The 17,200-nt window shown below is 70.8% G+C and carries 13 protein-coding genes and 1 pseudogene; 4 read left to right on the plus strand and 10 right to left on the minus strand.

The annotated features are described in order from the left end of the window. Nucleotides 1–107 precede the first annotated feature (107 nt). Complete coding sequence (locus tag ACTMVF_RS37560; RefSeq protein WP_441275559.1) at nucleotides 108–1,031, minus strand: LysR family transcriptional regulator ArgP; 924 nt, start codon at nucleotides 1,029–1,031, stop codon at nucleotides 108–110. A gap of 66 nt (nucleotides 1,032–1,097) precedes the next feature. On the opposite strand from ACTMVF_RS37560, the gene ACTMVF_RS37565 reads away from it, so the two are divergent. Both ACTMVF_RS37565 and ACTMVF_RS37570 read left to right on the plus strand, forming a co-directional pair. Then, complete coding sequence (locus ACTMVF_RS37565) at nucleotides 1,098–1,712, plus strand: LysE/ArgO family amino acid transporter (RefSeq protein ID WP_441275560.1); 615 nt, start codon at nucleotides 1,098–1,100, stop codon at nucleotides 1,710–1,712. A 79-nt stretch (nucleotides 1,713–1,791) separates the two neighbouring features. Beyond that, entirely contained in the window at nucleotides 1,792–3,090 is a 1,299-nt protein-coding gene (locus ACTMVF_RS37570) for an MFS transporter (RefSeq protein ID WP_441275561.1), read from the plus strand. A gap of 3 nt (nucleotides 3,091–3,093) precedes the next feature. Here ACTMVF_RS37570 and ACTMVF_RS37575 read toward each other — a convergent pair whose 3' ends face one another. From ACTMVF_RS37575 to ACTMVF_RS37590, 4 genes are all read right to left on the minus strand, one after another. Further along, nucleotides 3,094–3,549 carry a cyclic nucleotide-binding domain-containing protein gene (locus ACTMVF_RS37575; RefSeq protein WP_441275562.1) on the minus strand — a complete coding sequence of 152 codons (456 nt, stop codon included), beginning with the start codon at nucleotides 3,547–3,549 and terminating at the stop codon, nucleotides 3,094–3,096. 304 nt (nucleotides 3,550–3,853) lie between these two features. Beyond that, nucleotides 3,854–4,075, minus strand: coding sequence for a hypothetical protein (locus ACTMVF_RS37580; protein ID WP_302003310.1), 222 nt, complete (start codon nucleotides 4,073–4,075; stop codon nucleotides 3,854–3,856). 46 nt (nucleotides 4,076–4,121) lie between these two features. Beyond that, nucleotides 4,122–6,365, minus strand: a complete 2,244-nt coding sequence (locus ACTMVF_RS37585) for an FUSC family protein (RefSeq protein WP_441275563.1) — start codon at nucleotides 6,363–6,365, stop codon at nucleotides 4,122–4,124. Between the two features lie 68 nt (nucleotides 6,366–6,433). Continuing rightward, on the minus strand, nucleotides 6,434–7,816 hold the full coding sequence (locus ACTMVF_RS37590) for an NAD(P)/FAD-dependent oxidoreductase (RefSeq protein WP_441275579.1): 1,383 nt from the start codon (nucleotides 7,814–7,816) through the stop codon (nucleotides 6,434–6,436). A gap of 326 nt (nucleotides 7,817–8,142) precedes the next feature. Here ACTMVF_RS37590 and ACTMVF_RS37595 point away from each other — a divergent pair, with 326 nt between their 5' ends. Then, on the plus strand, nucleotides 8,143–8,745 hold the full coding sequence (locus ACTMVF_RS37595) for a hypothetical protein (RefSeq protein ID WP_441275564.1): 603 nt from the start codon (nucleotides 8,143–8,145) through the stop codon (nucleotides 8,743–8,745). Nucleotides 8,746–8,755: 10 nt separating this feature from the next. Then, nucleotides 8,756–9,325, plus strand: coding sequence for a hypothetical protein (locus ACTMVF_RS37600; RefSeq protein WP_441275565.1), 570 nt, complete (start codon nucleotides 8,756–8,758; stop codon nucleotides 9,323–9,325). Between the two features lie 27 nt (nucleotides 9,326–9,352). Here ACTMVF_RS37600 and ACTMVF_RS37605 read toward each other — a convergent pair whose 3' ends face one another. The 5 genes and pseudogenes from ACTMVF_RS37605 to ACTMVF_RS37625 form a co-directional block, all read right to left on the minus strand. After that, entirely contained in the window at nucleotides 9,353–11,257 is a 1,905-nt protein-coding gene (locus ACTMVF_RS37605; RefSeq protein WP_441275566.1) for an AMP-dependent synthetase/ligase, read from the minus strand. Nucleotides 11,258–11,390: 133 nt separating this feature from the next. After that, a complete protein-coding gene (gene glgB / locus ACTMVF_RS37610) occupies nucleotides 11,391–13,598 on the minus strand; it encodes a 1,4-alpha-glucan branching enzyme (RefSeq protein ID WP_441275567.1) in 2,208 nt (735 codons plus the stop codon). A 4-nt stretch (nucleotides 13,599–13,602) separates the two neighbouring features. Next, nucleotides 13,603–14,961 (minus strand): maltokinase N-terminal cap-like domain-containing protein, encoded by a 1,359-nt coding sequence (locus ACTMVF_RS37615; protein ID WP_441275568.1) that lies wholly within the window; start codon nucleotides 14,959–14,961, stop codon nucleotides 13,603–13,605. Between the two features lie 41 nt (nucleotides 14,962–15,002). Further along, nucleotides 15,003–16,721, minus strand: coding sequence for a maltose alpha-D-glucosyltransferase (gene treS / locus ACTMVF_RS37620; protein ID WP_441275569.1), 1,719 nt, complete (start codon nucleotides 16,719–16,721; stop codon nucleotides 15,003–15,005). Then, a pseudogene (locus tag ACTMVF_RS37625) lies at nucleotides 16,718–17,200 on the minus strand (alpha-1,4-glucan--maltose-1-phosphate maltosyltransferase); the annotation flags it as partial. The pseudogene ACTMVF_RS37625 and the gene treS, both read right to left, overlap by 4 nt.

Genomic DNA, 17,200 nt, shown 5'->3' on the forward strand with positions numbered 1-17,200 from the left:
TCGATGGTCTGCGGGCTCGTCGTGGCTGGTCGCGCCCACGCGGCGGAGCCGCACATCAATACAGCCCCGCTCCCCTTCACGGCGCTGCAGGACCGCCCCCGGCCCGCTCAGCCGCGCAGCGCCTCCGCCGCCGTTGCCGTCACCGCCTCCGTCACCGCGACCAGCGCCGGAGAATCCAGCTTCCACTGCTGCCAGTACAGCGGAACGTCGACCGGCCGCTTCGGGGCCAGCTGTACGAGGCGGCCGTCCTTGAGGAGGGGCTCGGCCTGGACCTCGGGGACCATGCCCCAGCCCAGTCCGGCGATCACGGCGGACAGGAAGCCCTCCGAGGTGGGGACGTAGTGCCGTACGGCACTCGCGCCGGTGCGGCTGCGCCGGAGCCCCCGGACGAAGCCGTCCTGGAGATCGTCACTGCGGTCGAAGGTCATCACCGGCGCGTGAACCAGCGCGTCCCGCAGCGCGCCGCCGAGATGCCGCTCGGCGAACTCCGGGCTCGCCGCGGCCAGATAGCGCATCCGGCCCAGCGCACGCACGGAACACCCCGCCACCGCCTCCGGTGACGAGGTCACCGCGGCCATCACCAGGCCCTCCCGCAGCAGCGACGCCGTACGGCTCTCGTCCTCCCGGCGCAGCTCGAAGCCGAGCCGTGGCTCCTGCGGCACGCGTGTGAGAGCCGGCAGGAACCAGGTCGCCAGCGAGTCGGCGTTGACCGCGATCGACACCCGGGTCGCCTCCCCGGCACCGCTCATGCCGAGCTCGGCCCGCGCATCGCGCTCCAGCCGCGCCAGCTGACGGGCGAACCGGACGACGACCTCGCCCGACTCGGTCGGCCGCACCGGCTTCGTCCGCACCAGCAGCACCCGCCCCGTGCGCTGCTCCAGCGCCTTCACCCGCTGGCTCACCGCCGACGGTGTCACATGCAGCGCGGCGGCGGCTGCGTCGAAGGTGCCCTCGTCCACCACCGCGAGCAATGTCCGCACCTGGTCGAGGGGAAGCTCCGTCAGCTCTGTCCGTGCGATCCCTGTCTTCACGAGTGCTAAGGATACGTAAGAATCTTTAGCTGTACTTGGAGTGATCGTTTCCTTAGCGTCGATGCCATGACCAACGCCCTCACCACCGCCGCCGCCGGCTTCGGCACCGGCCTCTCCCTGATCGTCGCCATCGGCGCCCAGAACGCCTTCGTCCTGCGCCAGGGGATCCGCCGCGACGCGGTCCTCGCCGTCGTCGGCATCTGCGCCCTGTCCGACGCGCTCCTCATCACCCTGGGCGTGGCCGGCGTCGGCGCGGTGGTCGTGGCGTGGCCGGGGGTGCTGACGGCGGTCGCGTGGGTCGGCGGGGCGTTCCTGCTCTGCTACGGAGCTCTCGCCGCCCGCCGGGTGTTCCGGCCCAGCGGCGCCCTGCTGACCGACGGCGACGCGGCCGGGTCGCGCCGACGGGCGGTGCTGACCTGCCTCGCCATGACCTGGCTCAATCCGCACGTCTACCTCGACACCGTCTTCCTGCTCGGCACCATCGCCGCCGACCGCGGCGAGATGCGCTGGACGTTCGGCGTCGGTGCCGCACTCGCCAGCCTGTGCTGGTTCGCGGCGCTCGGCTTCGGAGCGCGGCTGCTGAGCCGTCACCTCGCGAAGCCCGGGGCCTGGCGGGTGCTGGACGGACTGGTCGCCGCAACGATGATCGCTCTGGGCATCGGCCTCATCGCCGGAAGCTGAGACACGGATCCCCACCCCCGGCCGCTGCTGCGATAGTGATCCCCGGACAAGAAAGATGTAACGAGCATCCAGGAAGCCCGTGGACACCAGCGAGAGCAGTACCGCACCACAGGAGAAGGACCCCTCTTCGGTGACACCCCAGCGGCGCGGCTGGCGCCGCTGGGCCATGGACACCCGGCCGCTGCGCCGCCCCGCCTACCGGCGCCTGTGGTCCTCGACCATCGTCACGGCCGTCGGCAGCCAGCTCACCGCGGTCGCCGTGCCCAAGCAGATCTACGACATCACCGGCTCCTCGGCATGGGTCGGCGCCGCGAGCCTCGCCGGGCTGCTGCCGCTCATCGTGTTCGCCCTGTGGGGCGGGGCGATCGCCGACAGCATGGACCGGCGCAGACTGCTGCTGATCACCAACAGCGGCATCGCCGTCACCTCGGTGCTCTTCTGGCTCCAGGCCGTCACCGGCCTCGCGTCGGTGACCGTGCTGATGGTGCTGCTCGCCGTGCAGCAGGCGTTCTGGGGGCTCAACGCCCCGGCCCGCAACGCCTCCATCGCCCGCCTGGTCCCGGCCGGCGAACTGGCCGCCGCGAACGCCCTCGGCTCGACCGTCATGCAGATCGGCCAGGTGGTCGGTCCGCTGCTGGCCGGCGTGCTCATACCCGTGATCGGCCTGGCCGAGCTGTACCTCATCGACGCGCTGGCCCTGTGCATCACGGTCTGGGCGGTCGCACGGCTGCCCGCTCTGCCGCCCCTGGCGGCCACCGTCAAACGCCGGGCGGGCGTACGGGAGATCCTGGCCGGCTTCCGCTACATCGCCCTGCACAAGGTGCTGCTGCTGTCCTTCCTGGCCGACGTGATCGCGATGGTCTTCGGCATGCCCCGCGCCCTGTTCCCCCAACTGGCGAGCCAGACCTACGCGTCGTACGGCGAAGGGCTCGCCCTCGGCCTGCTGTTCGCGGCGATCCCGATCGGTGCGGTGGCCGGCGGGCTGTTCTCCGGCACGTTCTCCCGGGCCCGCCGGCACGGCTGGATGGTGATCGGCGCCGTTGTCGCCTGGGGCGCGGCCATCACCGGCTTCGGGCTGAGCGGCAGCCTGTGGCTCGCCGTGATGTTCCTGGCCCTCGCCGGAGTCGCCGACATGGTCTCGATGGTCTTCCGCGGGGCGATCCTGCTGTCCGCCGCCAGCGACGAGATGCGCGGGCGGATGCAGGGCGTCTTCACGGTCGTGGTCGCGGGCGGTCCGCGGCTCGCCGACGTCCTGCACGGCACGGCGGGCTCGGCCTTCGGGGCGCGCACGGCGACCGTGGGCGGTGGGCTGCTGGTCGTCGTCGTCATGCTGGGCCTGGCCGCCGCGGTCCCCGCCCTGCGCCGCTACCGGGTCTGACGCTCAGAGCGCACTGCGGCGGTGCGGGCCGTACTGCTCCATCAGCCTGCCCCGGGTCATCTCCAGCCGGTGCGCGAGGATTTCGGCGACATGGCGCACCAGCGACATCCCGAGCCGCGGATCCTCCTCGCACAGCCGGAGCACCGCCGGCGCCTCGAACTCGTGGGCGCGCACGGGGCTGAAGGCCTCCGCGCCGAAGTCCCACTGGTACGGCGGGAAGAGCCAGGACCAGCCGAGCAGATCGCCCGCTCCGAGGCTGGCGACGGTCACCCGCTGGATCGATGTCACACGCTGGTCGAGGGAGACGGCTCCCGAGCGTATGACCCAGAAGCGGTCGGCCGTACCGCCCGCCTCGAAGATGCGGGTGTCCTCCGGGAAGGAGACCTCCCGGGCGAGCGACATCAGGCGCTCACGCTGGGGCGGCGGCAGGGCGGCCAGCAGTTTGATCGCTTTGGTCATGACACGGGGCTCCTCGCCGGCGACTGAGGTTCCGGGGCTTTCCCTGCGTCCATTTCAGCTGCTGCCGACGCCGTGAGCACCTCGGCGGAGGGCGGTTTCGGCCGGGAGTCCGCGCGGGCAGGTCGCGGAGGGCATTAAAAAGCCCTGGCTGGACGGGGGAGACCAGCCAGGGCCGTAGGTGGTGGTGCGCGGGGGACGATTGCGATCTACCCCGTGACCACGTATGTATGAACCGTAAACCATCTAAGGGGATTCTGCGCAGCCGAGACCGGGGTAAGTGACCGGTTTCACTCCGATCCAGGTTTCACGTTCGCTCGGAGTGCTTGCCCGGCGTCAGGATCTCCTCCAGCACCGTGACCACGGCCTCGTAGGCCAGCGTCCGTACGGCGGCGTCGCGGGCCCCGTCGGGGTCGGCCGACCGCAACTGCTCGCTCCTGGCCCGCCACGTCCGCTCCTCCTGCCGGGCACAGGCCCTGGCGCGCTGCATGCGCCGCAACAGTTCGTCTGAGTCCACGACATCGGTCATGTCATCCGCGTACCCACGTATCGGCCCGGTATGGGCCGACGAGCAGTCATCCGTCCGATGCCTTCACGGGCACCCCCAGAGGACGGGCCAGACCGGCCACACCCTCGTCGAGGCGCTGCAGATGCCGCAGGACACGGTCGGTGACCCGGCCGTAGCGCGGTGCGCCGGCGGCGGTCCGGCCGAGGAGCGAGGCGATGCTCGGGCCCGTCTCGATCCCGTCCGTGCCGTGTTCGTCGGTGACATGAGCGGCGATCGCCTCGATGTTGTGCGCGATGCGCCCCGCGGCCCGGCGCAGCCGGGGGTCCGCCGCGATCGAGGGATGGGTGGGCAGCAGTTCGGCGGTCGCGGCCAGTGCACGCGCGTGGTACGCGCATGTCTCCAGCAGTGCGACGACGTAGCGCGCGGTCTCCCGCCGGGCCCGCAGGGGCGTCACCGGATGGGTGAGGGGCCGGGTGGCCGCGCGCAGATCGGCCAGCGCCTGGTCCAGGTCGCGTGCCTGGTCGAGCAGGTCGACGGGCGGCCCGCCGCTGAGCTGCTCGACGGCGCTGCGGGTGACATCGCCGAGCCGTTCCAGGACGGTGGCGAGGAGGTCGTTCGTACGGCGGTCCGTCCGCACCGGGAGGACCAGTGCGGCCGCGATCACCCCGCACGCCGCGCCGAGCGCCGTCTCCTCGATGCGCAGCACGAGCACCGCGAGGCTGTAGGTGTGCAGCAGGGTGTAGAGCAGCCCGAGCGCCGCGGTGACGAAGAACGACACCAGCGTGTAGGACAGCGGTGCCGAGTAGAACATCGCGAACACGAACAGCAGCACCAGCGCGAACGCCGTCCAGGTGTGCCGCCCGACGGCACCCGCCAGCACGATGCCGGCCAGGACGCCGAGCACGGTGCCCAGCAGCCGGCGGTAGCCCTTGACCAGGATCTCGCCCGTGGACGCGGTGTTGAGGAACACGATCCAGCAGGTCAGCACCGCCCAGTACCAGCGGTCGCGGGACAGCAGCTCGCCGCCGATCATGGCCAGCGTCGACCCGACGGCCACCTGCACGGCGGCACGCGTGGTGGGCCGCCGCAGCCCGGTGGCCTGCTCCGGGGCGTCCTCCGCGTCGGCGTCGAGCACGGCGTCCTCCGCGTCCAATTCCTCGCGCGACCGGGCCGTGGCCGGGGTGTCGTCGGACTCGTCACGGGGCCCGCCGAGGGCGATCCGCAGCCCGAGGACCGCGCGGGCGGCCTCGCCGACGGCCCGGAAGGCGTCCTGCACGGCGGGGGAGGCGTCGGGCAGATTCTCCTCGTCGCGGTAGCCGAGGAGCCGGTTGCGGACGCGGGACAGCGCGGTGCCGGTGGCCTGGCCGACCGGGCGCAGGACGAGCAGGCGCAGCGCCTGGAGGTCACGGCGCAGCGCGGCAGTCCCCTCGTCCCGTACGGGCAGTCGGCCGCCCGAGGGGAATGGGGCTCCGGGCAGATGCAGGGCGAGCGTGTCCGCCCGTTCGGCGCCGCGTGCGGCCAGCAGCGACAGCCCCAGCCGCTCGGCGGCGATCTCGGCGTCCGCGACACGCCGTTGGACCAGCCGCGCCACGGCCTCGTCGGTGGTCCCCTCCGCCAGCCGGCCCTGGATCAGCAACGCCGTCTCATGCAGGCGCGCCGTGCCGTCACGCACCCGCTCCAGCGCCCGGTCCGCCTCCTGCGGACCGGCGTCCAGCAGGTCGAGCTGCGCGGACAGCAGCTGGGCCAGCCGGGCGCGGAAGGCCCCGCGCAGCCGCGCGAGCACTCCCGTCGGCGTCTCGGGGACGACGGCGAAACGCACCAGCGCACTGCACGCGAAGGCCACGGCGACCGCCCCGTACAGCTCGGGCAGCGCGGAGACGGTGGCGCCGACGAACAGGGACATGAAGTAGATCTGGAAGCCGATCAGGCCGAGCGCGGTACCCCGGTCGCCGAACCTGCGGCCATAGACGGCACAGAAGATGAGCGCGACGAAGACGAGGTCCCCGGCCACGACATGGCTGTGCAGAGCCGCTGCCAGAGTCATGGACGCCAGCGCCACCGGCAGGCCCGCGGCGAGTGTGACGGCCTGCTGTCCGCGCTGCTTCTCCCGGATGGCGAAGGTGGCGACCATGGCCGCCAGCGCCCCCGCCACCAGGTGGGTCACATCGGTGCCCAGCAGGGCGAGCACGGCGACCGCGAGGGCGATCGCGCCCGCCGTGCGCAGCCCGGCGGTCAGCCGCAGCAGTCCGGGGTCCGACGCCGCGACACGGTCCCGCAGTCGCGCCCGCACTGGCCGTCCCACTGCCCTCACGCCGCCGTACTCTCTCCCGCTATCTGCCCGTTCACGCCCGCGGCCGCGGCCCGGCCGCGGTCATCACCTCACCCGTCCGCCGCCTCGGCGCCGTCCTTTCCGGCGACCTGCGCCCGCAGCTGCTCCGGCGTCAGATACGCGTGCACGAACTCGAAGTCCTTGAGCTTGGCCGGACTGCGCGACTGGAACCCGGTGCGCACGAAATCGTCCCCGGCGACGGCGTTGAGCAGCCAGTTCGTCATGACGCGGGTCTTGGCGACGTTGGTGCGCAGCGCCGACCAGTGGTAGCCGCGGGCGACGGCGAGGGCGGGCAGGCCCTTCAGTTCCACGCCGAGGGGCTTGGAGACGGCGTCACGGCCGCCGAGGTCGACGACCAGACCGAGGTCCTTGTGCTCGTACGGCCGCAGCGGCTGGTTGCGCAGGGCCGCGATGACGTTGTCGGCGACGACCTTGCCCTGGCGCATGGCGTGCTGGGCGGTGGGAGGGCAGACGGCGCCCTCCTCGCCCTTGGCCACGTCGGGCACCGCGGCGGCGTCGCCGAGGGCGAACACCCCGTCGTGGCCCGGCAGGTTCATCTCGGCCGTGACCGCGAGCCGCCCCCGGACCGTCTCCGCGCCGAGCGTGCCGATGAGCGGACTGGCCACGACACCGGCCGTCCAGATCAGGGTCCGGGTCGGCACGACACGGCCGTCGGTGAAGGTGACCTCGTCGGGACCCGCCTTCGCGATGGACACGCCGAGGGAGATCTCGATGCCCCGCTTGCGCAGGATCTCCTGGGCGGCGCTGCCCAGCTTCTCGCCGAGCTCGGGCATCAGCCTCGGCGCGATGTCGATCAGATGCCACCTGATCAGCTTCGGGTCGAGACGCGGATAGCGCTTGACCGCGTTGTGGGTGAGCTGCTGCAGGCACGCGGCGGTCTCGGTGCCCGCGTAGCCGCCGCCGACCACCACGAACTGCAGCCGTGCGGCGCGCTCGACCGGATCGTGGCTGGCGTCGGCGAGGTCCAGCTGGGAGATGACGTGGTCGCGGAGGTAGGCGGCCTCCGCGAGCGTCTTCATGCCGTACGCGTGGTCGGTGAGCCCCGGGATGTCGAACGTGCGGGTGATGCTCCCGGGGGCCAGCACGATGTAGTCGTACGGCTCGTTGACGACCTCGTCGGTGATGGTGCGGATGACGCAGACCTTGGCCGCGAGGTCCACGCCGATGGCGCCGCCCGGGATGATCCGGGTGCGGTACTTGCGGCTGCGACGCAGCGACAGGGCGATCGACTGGGGTGTCAGGACGCCGGAGGCGACCTGGGGCAGAAGTGGCAGGTAGAGCTGATAGGAGGACGGCGTCACCAAGGTGATCTCGGCCTCGTCGGGGGAGAGTTTGCGTTCCAGCCTGCGAACGCAGCCGACTCCGGCGAAGCCTGCGCCGACCACCAGGATCCTGGGTCGTGTCACGGTGATGTTCCCTTCTGCGGCTCCAGGCGGTCTGCCTGACGTCGTTCGCCTGCCCCTGGATCGCTGCTTCGCACGCATCGATCCCACCGCGCCACCGACCGCTCCGCCAGCCGGATGCGGCAGGCAGATGAACCCGTCGACAGCCACCTTGCCCCAACCTGCACGGGGGCACACCGGTTCGGAAGCGAAAGACATGTACGCGTGATCTCTTGACGGTTGATTGGTCTGGACCTAGCGTCCCAGTCGCTCGTCCAAGCCAGGGGCCCCCGTTCACGTACATGACCGTCGTGCGCGAACGTCCGGCCCACCCCCCACCTCGGACAGGAGGCAGGATGCTCACCCGCCTGCGCACCTTCACCGTCACTTCGGCGCTGTGCGCCACGTCGCTGCTCGTCGCCCCGCAGGCCTTCGCCGAAGTCGAGCCCGGCGGCTGGCAGTCGGTGTCGCCCGGCTACTCCGTACAGGAGCGCGGCTGCGGCCAGGTCGACGGCCTGACGTTCCGCCTCACCTGCTCCACGGCGAGCGGCGACCAACGGGCTGAACGGCGCTATGCCACCTACACCGGCGGAACGCGCCAGTTCGAGGGCTACTTCCGCATCACCGGCCTCAGCGGCACCCGGATCAGCCTCAAGCAGACCTTCAACGAGTCGGCCTCCGGCCCGTACTTCATGCTCGCCGTGGAGCGCGGCGGCAGGCTGTACGCGGTGCACGGCGGCGCCACGCTCTCGGACGCCGGGACCGTCGGCGCGACCGTCCGCGTCAACACGGTCCACCAGGTCGGCGTCGAGCACCGCACCTACATCAACGGCTCGCTCAAGCACACCTACGCCAGTCCCGGCGGCAGCTTCTACGACAAGTTCGGCGCCTACCGCACCAACAGCGGCAGCGGGCCGGCCACCGTGGAGTGGCGCGACATCCGCTTCTGGCGCAAGTAGCGGCCGCCGCATGCGAGGCAAAGCGCGCATCGCAGCGCCGGCGGCGCTGATCCTGGCGCTGTCGGCCTGCACGGCCTGCACGGCCCGCGCCGGCGACACCGAACAGCCACTGCGAGGTGTCCTCACGACACCCACGGACATCGACCTCGACTGGCAGGACACCCGGCCCTCGGTCGCGGGCCACGTCCTGGAGTTCGCGACCGAGGAGTCCGGCCCCTACACCGTCCTGCGGTACCTCGCCCCCCAGGTGACGAGCTACCGCCACCCCGACCTCATGCCGCACACCACCTTCCACTACCGGCTGCGGTCCTACCGGGGCCCCACCATCCGGCCGGTCCGGGTCGACCGGCCGGACCGCATCCGCTTCACCTGGACCGACAACTCGGCCGACGAGGACGGCTTCCTCCTGGAGCTCCGCAAGAAGAACAGCGACCGGTACGACCCGGCCGCCGTCCTCGCCCCCAACACCGAGGCCACCGAATTCGCCCCCTGGCCCGACGAACGGCACGCCACCTACCGCGTCCGTGCCTTCGTCCTCGGCGAGCAGTCGAATGTCGTACGGCTGACCACCGGCGAGTAGGCACGCTCAGCACTCGGCGCTCAGCACTCAGCGGAAGACGTTGTCCGCGTCGTCCCAATGCGCCTGCTCGTCCACCACCTGCTCCCGGGGCGCGCGCGAGCGGGCCTGGTACATCGCGTCGATCTGCAGCGCGTAGTGCCGCACGATCGCGTCCCGGCGCAGCTTCATCGACGGTGTCAGCAAGCCGCTGGCCACGTCGAACGGCTCCGGCAGCACCCGGAACACCCGGATGGACTCGGGGCGCGACACCGCGCTGTTGGCGGCGGCCACGGCCCGGGCGATCTCCTCCCGCAGCGCGTTCTCCTCCCGTGCCTCCCGGGCCCGCGCGTCGCTGCGCACCGCGAGGCCCTCGCGCCAATAGGCCAGGAAGTCGGGGTCCAGGGTGATCAGCGCCCCGACGCACGGCCGGTTGTCGCCCACGACCACCGCCTGATGCACCAGCGGATGCATCCTGAGCCGCTGCTCCAGGAGCGCCGGGGAGACGTTCTTGCCGCTGCTCGTGACGATGACGTCCTTCTTGCGCCCCGTGATCGTCAGATAGCCGTCGGAGTCCAGCCGCCCGAGGTCCCCGGTGGCCAGCCAGCCGCCGCGCAGCGCCGCCCGCGTCGCGGCCTCGTCGTTGATGTAGCCCTGGAACACCGACGGCCCCCGCACCAGGATCTCCCCGTCGTCGGCCAACCGGATGTCCATGCCGGGCAGCGCCTGCCCGACCGTCCCCGACATCTCCCGGCCCACCGGCGGCGCCGTGACCCCGCCGCTGGCCTCCGTGAGCCCGTAGGCGTCGTTCACGTAGATGCCGACGCCCTCGTAGAAGAGGGAGAGCTCACGGTTCAGGGGCGAGCCGCCGGACGTCCCGAGCATCACCCTGCCGCCCAGTGCCGCGCGGAACTTGCGGTACACCGTCCGCTCGTACAGGGCATGTTGCAGCCGCAGATCGAAGCCGGGCCCCGGCCCTGCGCCCAGCCGCTGACGTTCCAGGGCCGCGGCGAAGTCCCGTGCTGTGTCGGCGGCCCGCTCGAACAGCGCTCCGCGGCCCGCCTGTTGGGCCGTGCGCAGGGCGTTCTTGTAGATCTTCTCGAAGATCGACGGCACGGCGCAGAAGTAGGTGGGCTTGAAGGTGCGCAGGGCGGCCGACAGTGCTCCCTCGCTCAGATCGGGTTCGTGGCCCATCAGCATGCCGCCGCGGATGCACAGGGTCTGCACCAGGAGGCCGTACACATGGGAGAAGGGCAGGAAGGCGAGAACGGACGCCTGCTCTCCCGGGGGCACCACCTTGTGGCCCCAGCCCGCGAGGAGCGTGTCGCACGTGCTGGCCAGATTCCGGTGACTCAGCGCGCAGCCCAAGGGCCGGCCCGTCGTGCCGGAGGTGTAGGCGATGACCGCGGTGGAGTCCGGCAGCACGATCCGGCGCAGGGACTCGACCGTCGCCAGCGGAATGAACTCGCCCCGCTCCACGAGCTGCTGCAGCCCTCCCGCGTCCAACTGCCAGACATGGCGCAGCCGCGGCAGCGATCCGCACACGGAGCCGACCGTCATGATCGCCTGCTCGTCCTCGACGACGACGGCCACGCACTCGGCGTCCCGCAGCATCCACTCGACCTGGTCCCGCGACGACGTCGGATAGATCGGGACCGCCTCGGCGCCCACCGCCCAGAGCGCGTAACTGAGCACCGTCCACTCGTAGCGCGTGCGCGCCATGATGGCCACGCGGTGGCCCGGCGAGATCCCGGACGCGATCAGCCCCTTGGCCAGATCGGTCACTTCATCGCGCAGTTCCGCGGCGGTCACCTCCTCCCAGGTGGTGGAGGAGGGGTCGGGGCGGCGCGCGAGCATCGGCAGGGTGGGATCGAGGGCCGCCGTCTCGAAGACGCTGTCGGCGAGCCCACCGCTCAGGGGTGCGACGGTCGGGGGAGCGAGGCCGGGATCGCGCATGCGCTGCTCCTGATGCGTACTGGGTGTGACGTCACCGATGAGTACTGTTATCGGCGCTGCCCGAATCTAGCCCAGCTGAGAGCGCGCGGTGTCGAGAACTGACAATTGACCTCGTTCGGTGATCTCGGCTCGATCAGGGCGACAGCCATACCGTGGCCAGCGGAGGCAACGTCAGCCGAATGTGTCCGTCCTCCGGCTTGAGGGGTTCGGGGTTGGTGACGCCGCTGCCGCCATAGTGCGCGGCGTCGGTGTTGAGGGTCTCCTGCCAGGCGTCGATGTGGTCCGGCACCCACAGGCGGTAGTCGTGACGGACGACCGGGGAGAAGTTGGAGACGGCGAGCAGGACGTCGCCGTCGGCGCCGAACCGGAGGAAGGCGAAGACGTTGTCGTCGGCGGCGTCGCCTAGCACCCATTGGAAGCCTGCGGGGTCGGTGTCCCGCTCCCACAGGGCAGGCGTCGCCCGGTAGAACGTGTTCAGGTCACGGACCAGGTCCCGCACGCCCCGATGGTCACCCGCGGACGCGTACCCCGGATCCAGCAGCCACCACTCGGGACCGTGCGCCTCCGACCACTCGGCGCCCTGCGCGAACTCCTGTCCCATGAAGAGGAGTTGCTTGCCGGGGTGGGCCCACATGAAGCCCAGGTACGCGCGGTGGTTGGCGCGTCGCTGCCACCAGTCGCCGGGCATCTTGGAGACGAGCGCCTGCTTGCCGTGCACGACCTCGTCGTGGGAGATCGGCAGCACGTAGTTCTCGCTGTAGGCGTACACCATCGAGAAGGTCATCTCGTTGTGGTGGTACTTGCGGTGGATCGGCTCCTTCGCGATGTACTGCAGCGAGTCGTGCATCCAGCCCATGTTCCACTTCAGCCCGAACCCCAGCCCGCCGCTGTCGGTGGGCCTGGTCACCCCGCCCCAGGCGGTCGACTCCTCCGCGATCGTGACGACCCCGGGGTTGCGCCGGTACACGGTCGCGTTCATCTCCTGCAGGAACGCCATCGCGTCCAGGTCCTCCCGGCCGCCGAAGGCGTTGGGCGCCCACTGCCCGGAGTCCCGCGAGTAGTCGAGGTAGAGCATGGAGGCGACGGCGTCCACCCGGAGCCCGTCGATGTGGAACTCCTCGCACCAGTACGTGGCGTTGGCGACGAGGAAGTTGCGCACCTCGGTACGTCCGTAGTCGAACTCGAACGTCCCCCAGTCCGGGTGCTCGGCCCGCCGCGAGTCCCCGGGCTCGTACAGCGGGTCCCCGTCGAACCGGGCCAGCGCCCAGTCGTCCTTGGGGAAATGGGCCGGAACCCAGTCCACGATCACCCCGATCCCGGCCTGGTGCAGGGCGTCCACCAGGTACTTGAAGTCGTCGGGCGTACCGAGGCGGGCCGTGGGCGCGTAGAAGCCGGTGACCTGATAGCCCCAGGAACCGGCGAAGGGGTGCTGCGCGACCGGCATGAACTCGACATGGGTGAAACCGAGGTCGCGGACGTACGCGGGCAGTTCCTCGGCGAGCTCGCGGTACGTCAGACCCGGCCGCCACGACGGGAGATGAACCTCGTATACCGAGAACGGAGCCTGGTGCACCGGCACGTCACCCCGGTGCGCCATCCACCTCTCGTCGCCCCACTCGTAGTGCGAGGCGTGCACGATCGACGCCGTGTCCGGCGGCACCTCGGCGCGGCGTGCCATCGGGTCGGCCTTGAGGAAGCGGTGACCGTAGCGGGAGGTGATCTCGAACTTGTACCGGGCGCCCTCGCCGATGCCCGGCAGGAACAGCTCCCACACCCCGGACGCCCCGAGGGACCGCATCGGGAACGCCGTCCCGTCCCAGCAGGTGAAGTCCCCGGCGACCCGCACGCCCTGGGCGTTCGGCGCCCACACCGTGAAGCGGGTGCCGGGCACGCCCTGGTGGGTCATCGGCTCGGCGCCGAGCGCCTTCCACAGCTCCTCGTGCCGTCCCTCGCGGATGAGATGGAGGTCGAGCTCGCCGAGGGCGGGCAGAAAGCGGTACGGGTCGTGGACCTCGCGCTCGTCGGACCCGTCCTCGGCGTACGACACCGTCAGGGTGTAGGCCGGGATCGCGTCCAGCGGCAGTACGCCGGAGAAGAGGCCGCCTCCCTCGGAGACGAGCTCGGTGCGCTCGCCGTCGACCACCACGCTCACCGCACGCGCGAACGGGCGCAGCGCCCGGAAGGCGATCCCGCCCGGCACCGGATGGGCGCCGAGCAGCGCGTGCGGATCGTGATGGGCGCCCGACAGCAGGCGCTCCCGGTCGGCCGGGTCCAGATCAGGCGCGGCGGCGCGCCGGCCCGGTCCGGCCGGCTCGGGGGGCGAGGTCTCGTGCAGGGCCATGGGGTCAGGCTCCTCTCACGGCGAGGCGTTCGATCGCCGCCATCGGTACGGGCAACCAGTCAGGTCGGTGCCGGGCCTCGTACAGGACCTCGTACACGGCGCGGTCGGTCTCATAGGCGCGCAGCAAGCCGTGCTTCTTGCGCGGGTCCCACCCGGCGAGGGCGGCATAGCCCGCGCAGTAGGCCTCCCGGCAGCGGCGCGCCCACTCCGGACGCCACGGGCGGCGCTGCCGGGCGGCGTAGTCGAAGGAGCGCAGCATGCCGGCGATGTCCCGCACCGGCGAGTGGACGCCGCGCCGCTCGGCGAGCGGGCGGGACGGTTCACCTTCGAAGTCGATGACGAACCACTCCCGGCCGGCCCGCAGCACCTGACCGAGGTGCAGGTCGCCGTGGATGCGCTGGGCGGGCGGCCCGGGATCGCAGCTGGCGAGGGCGCCGAAGGCGGTGCGCAGCCCGGGGACGTAGGGCTGGAGAGCGGGGACGAAGTGCGCGGCGATCTCCAGGCGCTCCGTCATCGCCGCCGCCGTACGCCCGTTCTCGCCATGGGTCCGGGAGGGGAAGGCCGAGGCCAGCGCCAGATGCACCTCCGCCGTCGCCCGCCCCAGCTGCCGGGCCTCCGCCGTGAAGTCGCCGCCGGAGGCCAGCGCGTCCAGCGCCAGCGTCCAGCCGTCGGAGGCGTCCCGCAGGAACGGCTGCAGCACACCGAGCGTCGCCTCCCAGGGATGCGTCGTGCGGAACCAGGCCACCGGGGCCGGCACCCGACGGCAGCCCTGCTCGGCCAGCGCGCCGGACAGCTCCAGGTCGGGGTTGACGCCCGGCTGGATGCGCCGGAAGAGCTTCAGGATGTACGTGTCGCCGTACACCAGCGAGGAGTTGGACTGCTCGGCGTCCAGCACCCGTGGCACCAGACCCGCCGGCAGCGCCACGGACGGGTCCGCCTCGAAGCGCAGCGGACCGGACGCGCCCGGATGCCGCAGCCGCTCCAGAAGCAGCTGGGCCGACCGCGGGTCCTGCAACGCGTCGAAGACTGTCAGACCGGCCAGCGGCCCTTCCTCGGCCCGGCCGATGAGCGCCCGGCCGAGCCGCGGCGACAGATGCTGCCGTACGCCGAGCAGCAGCTGGTAGCAGTCACCGGCCGGGGGAGCGCCACCGGGTGCGGGGACCCCGTGACCGGCGTGCACCAGCAGATGCAGACAGCCCGGGAACAGCTCCGTCATCGACAGCAGCGCCAGCTCCGTGACGGGCCGGTCCTTGCCCGCGAACCAGCGCTGCCGTGGCAGCCACTCGCGCAGCAGTCCGGCGAGCGAGGCCATGGGGCTCGCGTCGACCGTACGGCTCGGTCGGGGAGATGCGGTCTTCTGCATGGTGACCCGTCCTTTCCTCGGCACACGCTCGAAGCTCACGCTCAAAGTCGTCGGCCGATGCGGGATGCGACTCGGGAGAGCCGGAACCAGTAGAAGCCGTGGCCCCCGAGGGTCAGCAGATACGGCAGCTCACCGATGGCCGGGAAACGGACCCCGCCGAACAGCTCCACCGGGTGACGTCCGCTGAACTCGCGCAGGTCGAGCTCGGTGGGCTGCGCGAAGCGCGCGAAGTTGTTCACGCACAGCACGAGGTCGTCCTCGTACTCGCGCAGGAAGGCGAGCACCGCCGGGTTGGAGGACTGCAGTTCCGTGTAGGAGCCGAGTCCGAAGGCCGGGTTCTGCTTGCGGATCTCGATCATGCGGCGGGTCCAGTGCAGGAGCGAGGACGGGGAGGCCATGGAGGCCTCGACGTTCGTCACCTGGTAGCCGTAGACGGGGTCCATGATCGTGGGAAGGCAGAGGCGGCCCGGGTCGCAGGAGGAGAAGCCGGCGTTGCGGTCCGGGGTCCATTGCATCGGCGTGCGGACGGCGTCGCGGTCGCCGAGCCAGATGTTGTCGCCCATGCCGATCTCGTCGCCGTAGTAGAGGATCGGGCTGCCCGGCAGGGCGAGCAGCAGGGCGGTGAACAGTTCGATCGAATGACGGTCGTTGTCGAGGAGCGGGGCGAGTCGCCTGCGGATGCCGATGTTGGCGCGCATGCGGGGGTCCTTGGCGTATTCCGCCCACATGTAGTCGCGCTCTTCGTCGGTGACCATTTCCAGGGTCAGCTCGTCGTGGTTGCGCAGGAAGATGCCCCACTGGCAGCCGGAGGGGATGGCCGGGGTCTTGGCGAGGATTTCCGAGACCGGGTAGCGGGATTCCCGCCGTACGGCCATGAAGATCCGCGGCATCACCGGGAAGTGGAACGCCATGTGGCATTCGTCGCCGCCGTTTCGGAAGTCGCCGAAATAGTCGACGACATCCTCCGGCCACTGGTTGGCCTCCGCCAGCAGCACCGTGTCCGGATACATCGCGTCGATCTCACGGCGGACGCGTTTGAGGAACTCGTGGGTGGCGGGCAGGTTCTCGCAGTTCGTGCCGTCCTCCGCGTACAGGTAGGGCACGGCGTCGAGCCGGAATCCGTCGATTCCCAGGTCCAGCCAGAAACGGAGGGCGGCCAGAATCTCCTCCTGCACGGCCGGGTTCTCGTAGTTGAGGTCCGGCTGGTGGGAGAAGAAGCGGTGGAAGAAGTACTGACCCCGGACCGGGTCGTGCGTCCAGTTGGAGGGTTCGGTGTCGACGAAGATGATGCGGGCGTCGGCGTACTGCTTGTCGTCGTCGGCCCACATGTAGTAGTCGCCGTAGGGGCCGTCGGGGTTTTTCCTCGATTCCTGGAACCACGGGTGCTGGTCGCTGGTGTGGTTCATGACGAAGTCGATGATGACGCGCATGCCCCGCTGGTGGGCGGAGTCGACGAATTCGACGAAGTCGGCGAGGTCACCGAATTCGGGCAGTACGGAGGTGTAGTCGGAGACGTCGTAGCCGCCGTCGCGCAGAGGTGATTTGAAGAAGGGGGGCAGCCACAGGCAGTCGACGCCGAGCCATTGCAGGTAGTCGAGTTTTGCGGTGAGGCCTTTGAGGTCGCCGACGCCGTCGCCGTTGCTGTCGTGGAAGGAGCGGACCAGGACCTCGTAGAAGACGGCGCGCTTGAACCAGTCCGGGTCACGATCCTTGGCAGGGGTGTCCTCGAAGGTGTCCAGCACGGGCTCGTTGACGGTCATGACGCGGGGGACCCTCCGATCTGGGGTGGTGATGCCTGGACGTGGAACACGTGCGCGGGCGCCCTGCCGGGCTCCAGGCGTACGTAGTTGGTCCTGCCCCAGCGGTAGGTCTCACCCGTCAGTTCGTCGAGCACGGACAGGGAGGCATCCCAGTCCAGGCCGAGTTGCGGCATGTCCAACGAGACCGTGGCCTCCTGGGTGTGGTGAGGATCAAGGTTGGCGATCACCAGAACGGTGTCCGGACCCGTGCGTTTGCTGTACGCGATGAGCGCGTCGTTGTCGGTCTGGTGGAAGCGGAGGTTCCTGAGCCGGTGGAGTGCGGGGTGGCTCCTTCGAATGGTGTTGAGCCGGGTGATCAGGGGGGTGATGGTGCGGCCTGCGCGTTCGGCGGCTTCCCAGTCACGGGGGCGCAGCTGGTACTTCTCCGAGTGGAGGTATTCCTCGCTGCCGTCGCGCAGGGGGGTGTTCTCGCACAGTTC

It is taken from the genome of Streptomyces sp. SD31 (assembly GCF_052068475.1).
Lineage (GTDB): Bacteria > Actinomycetota > Actinomycetes > Streptomycetales > Streptomycetaceae > Streptomyces.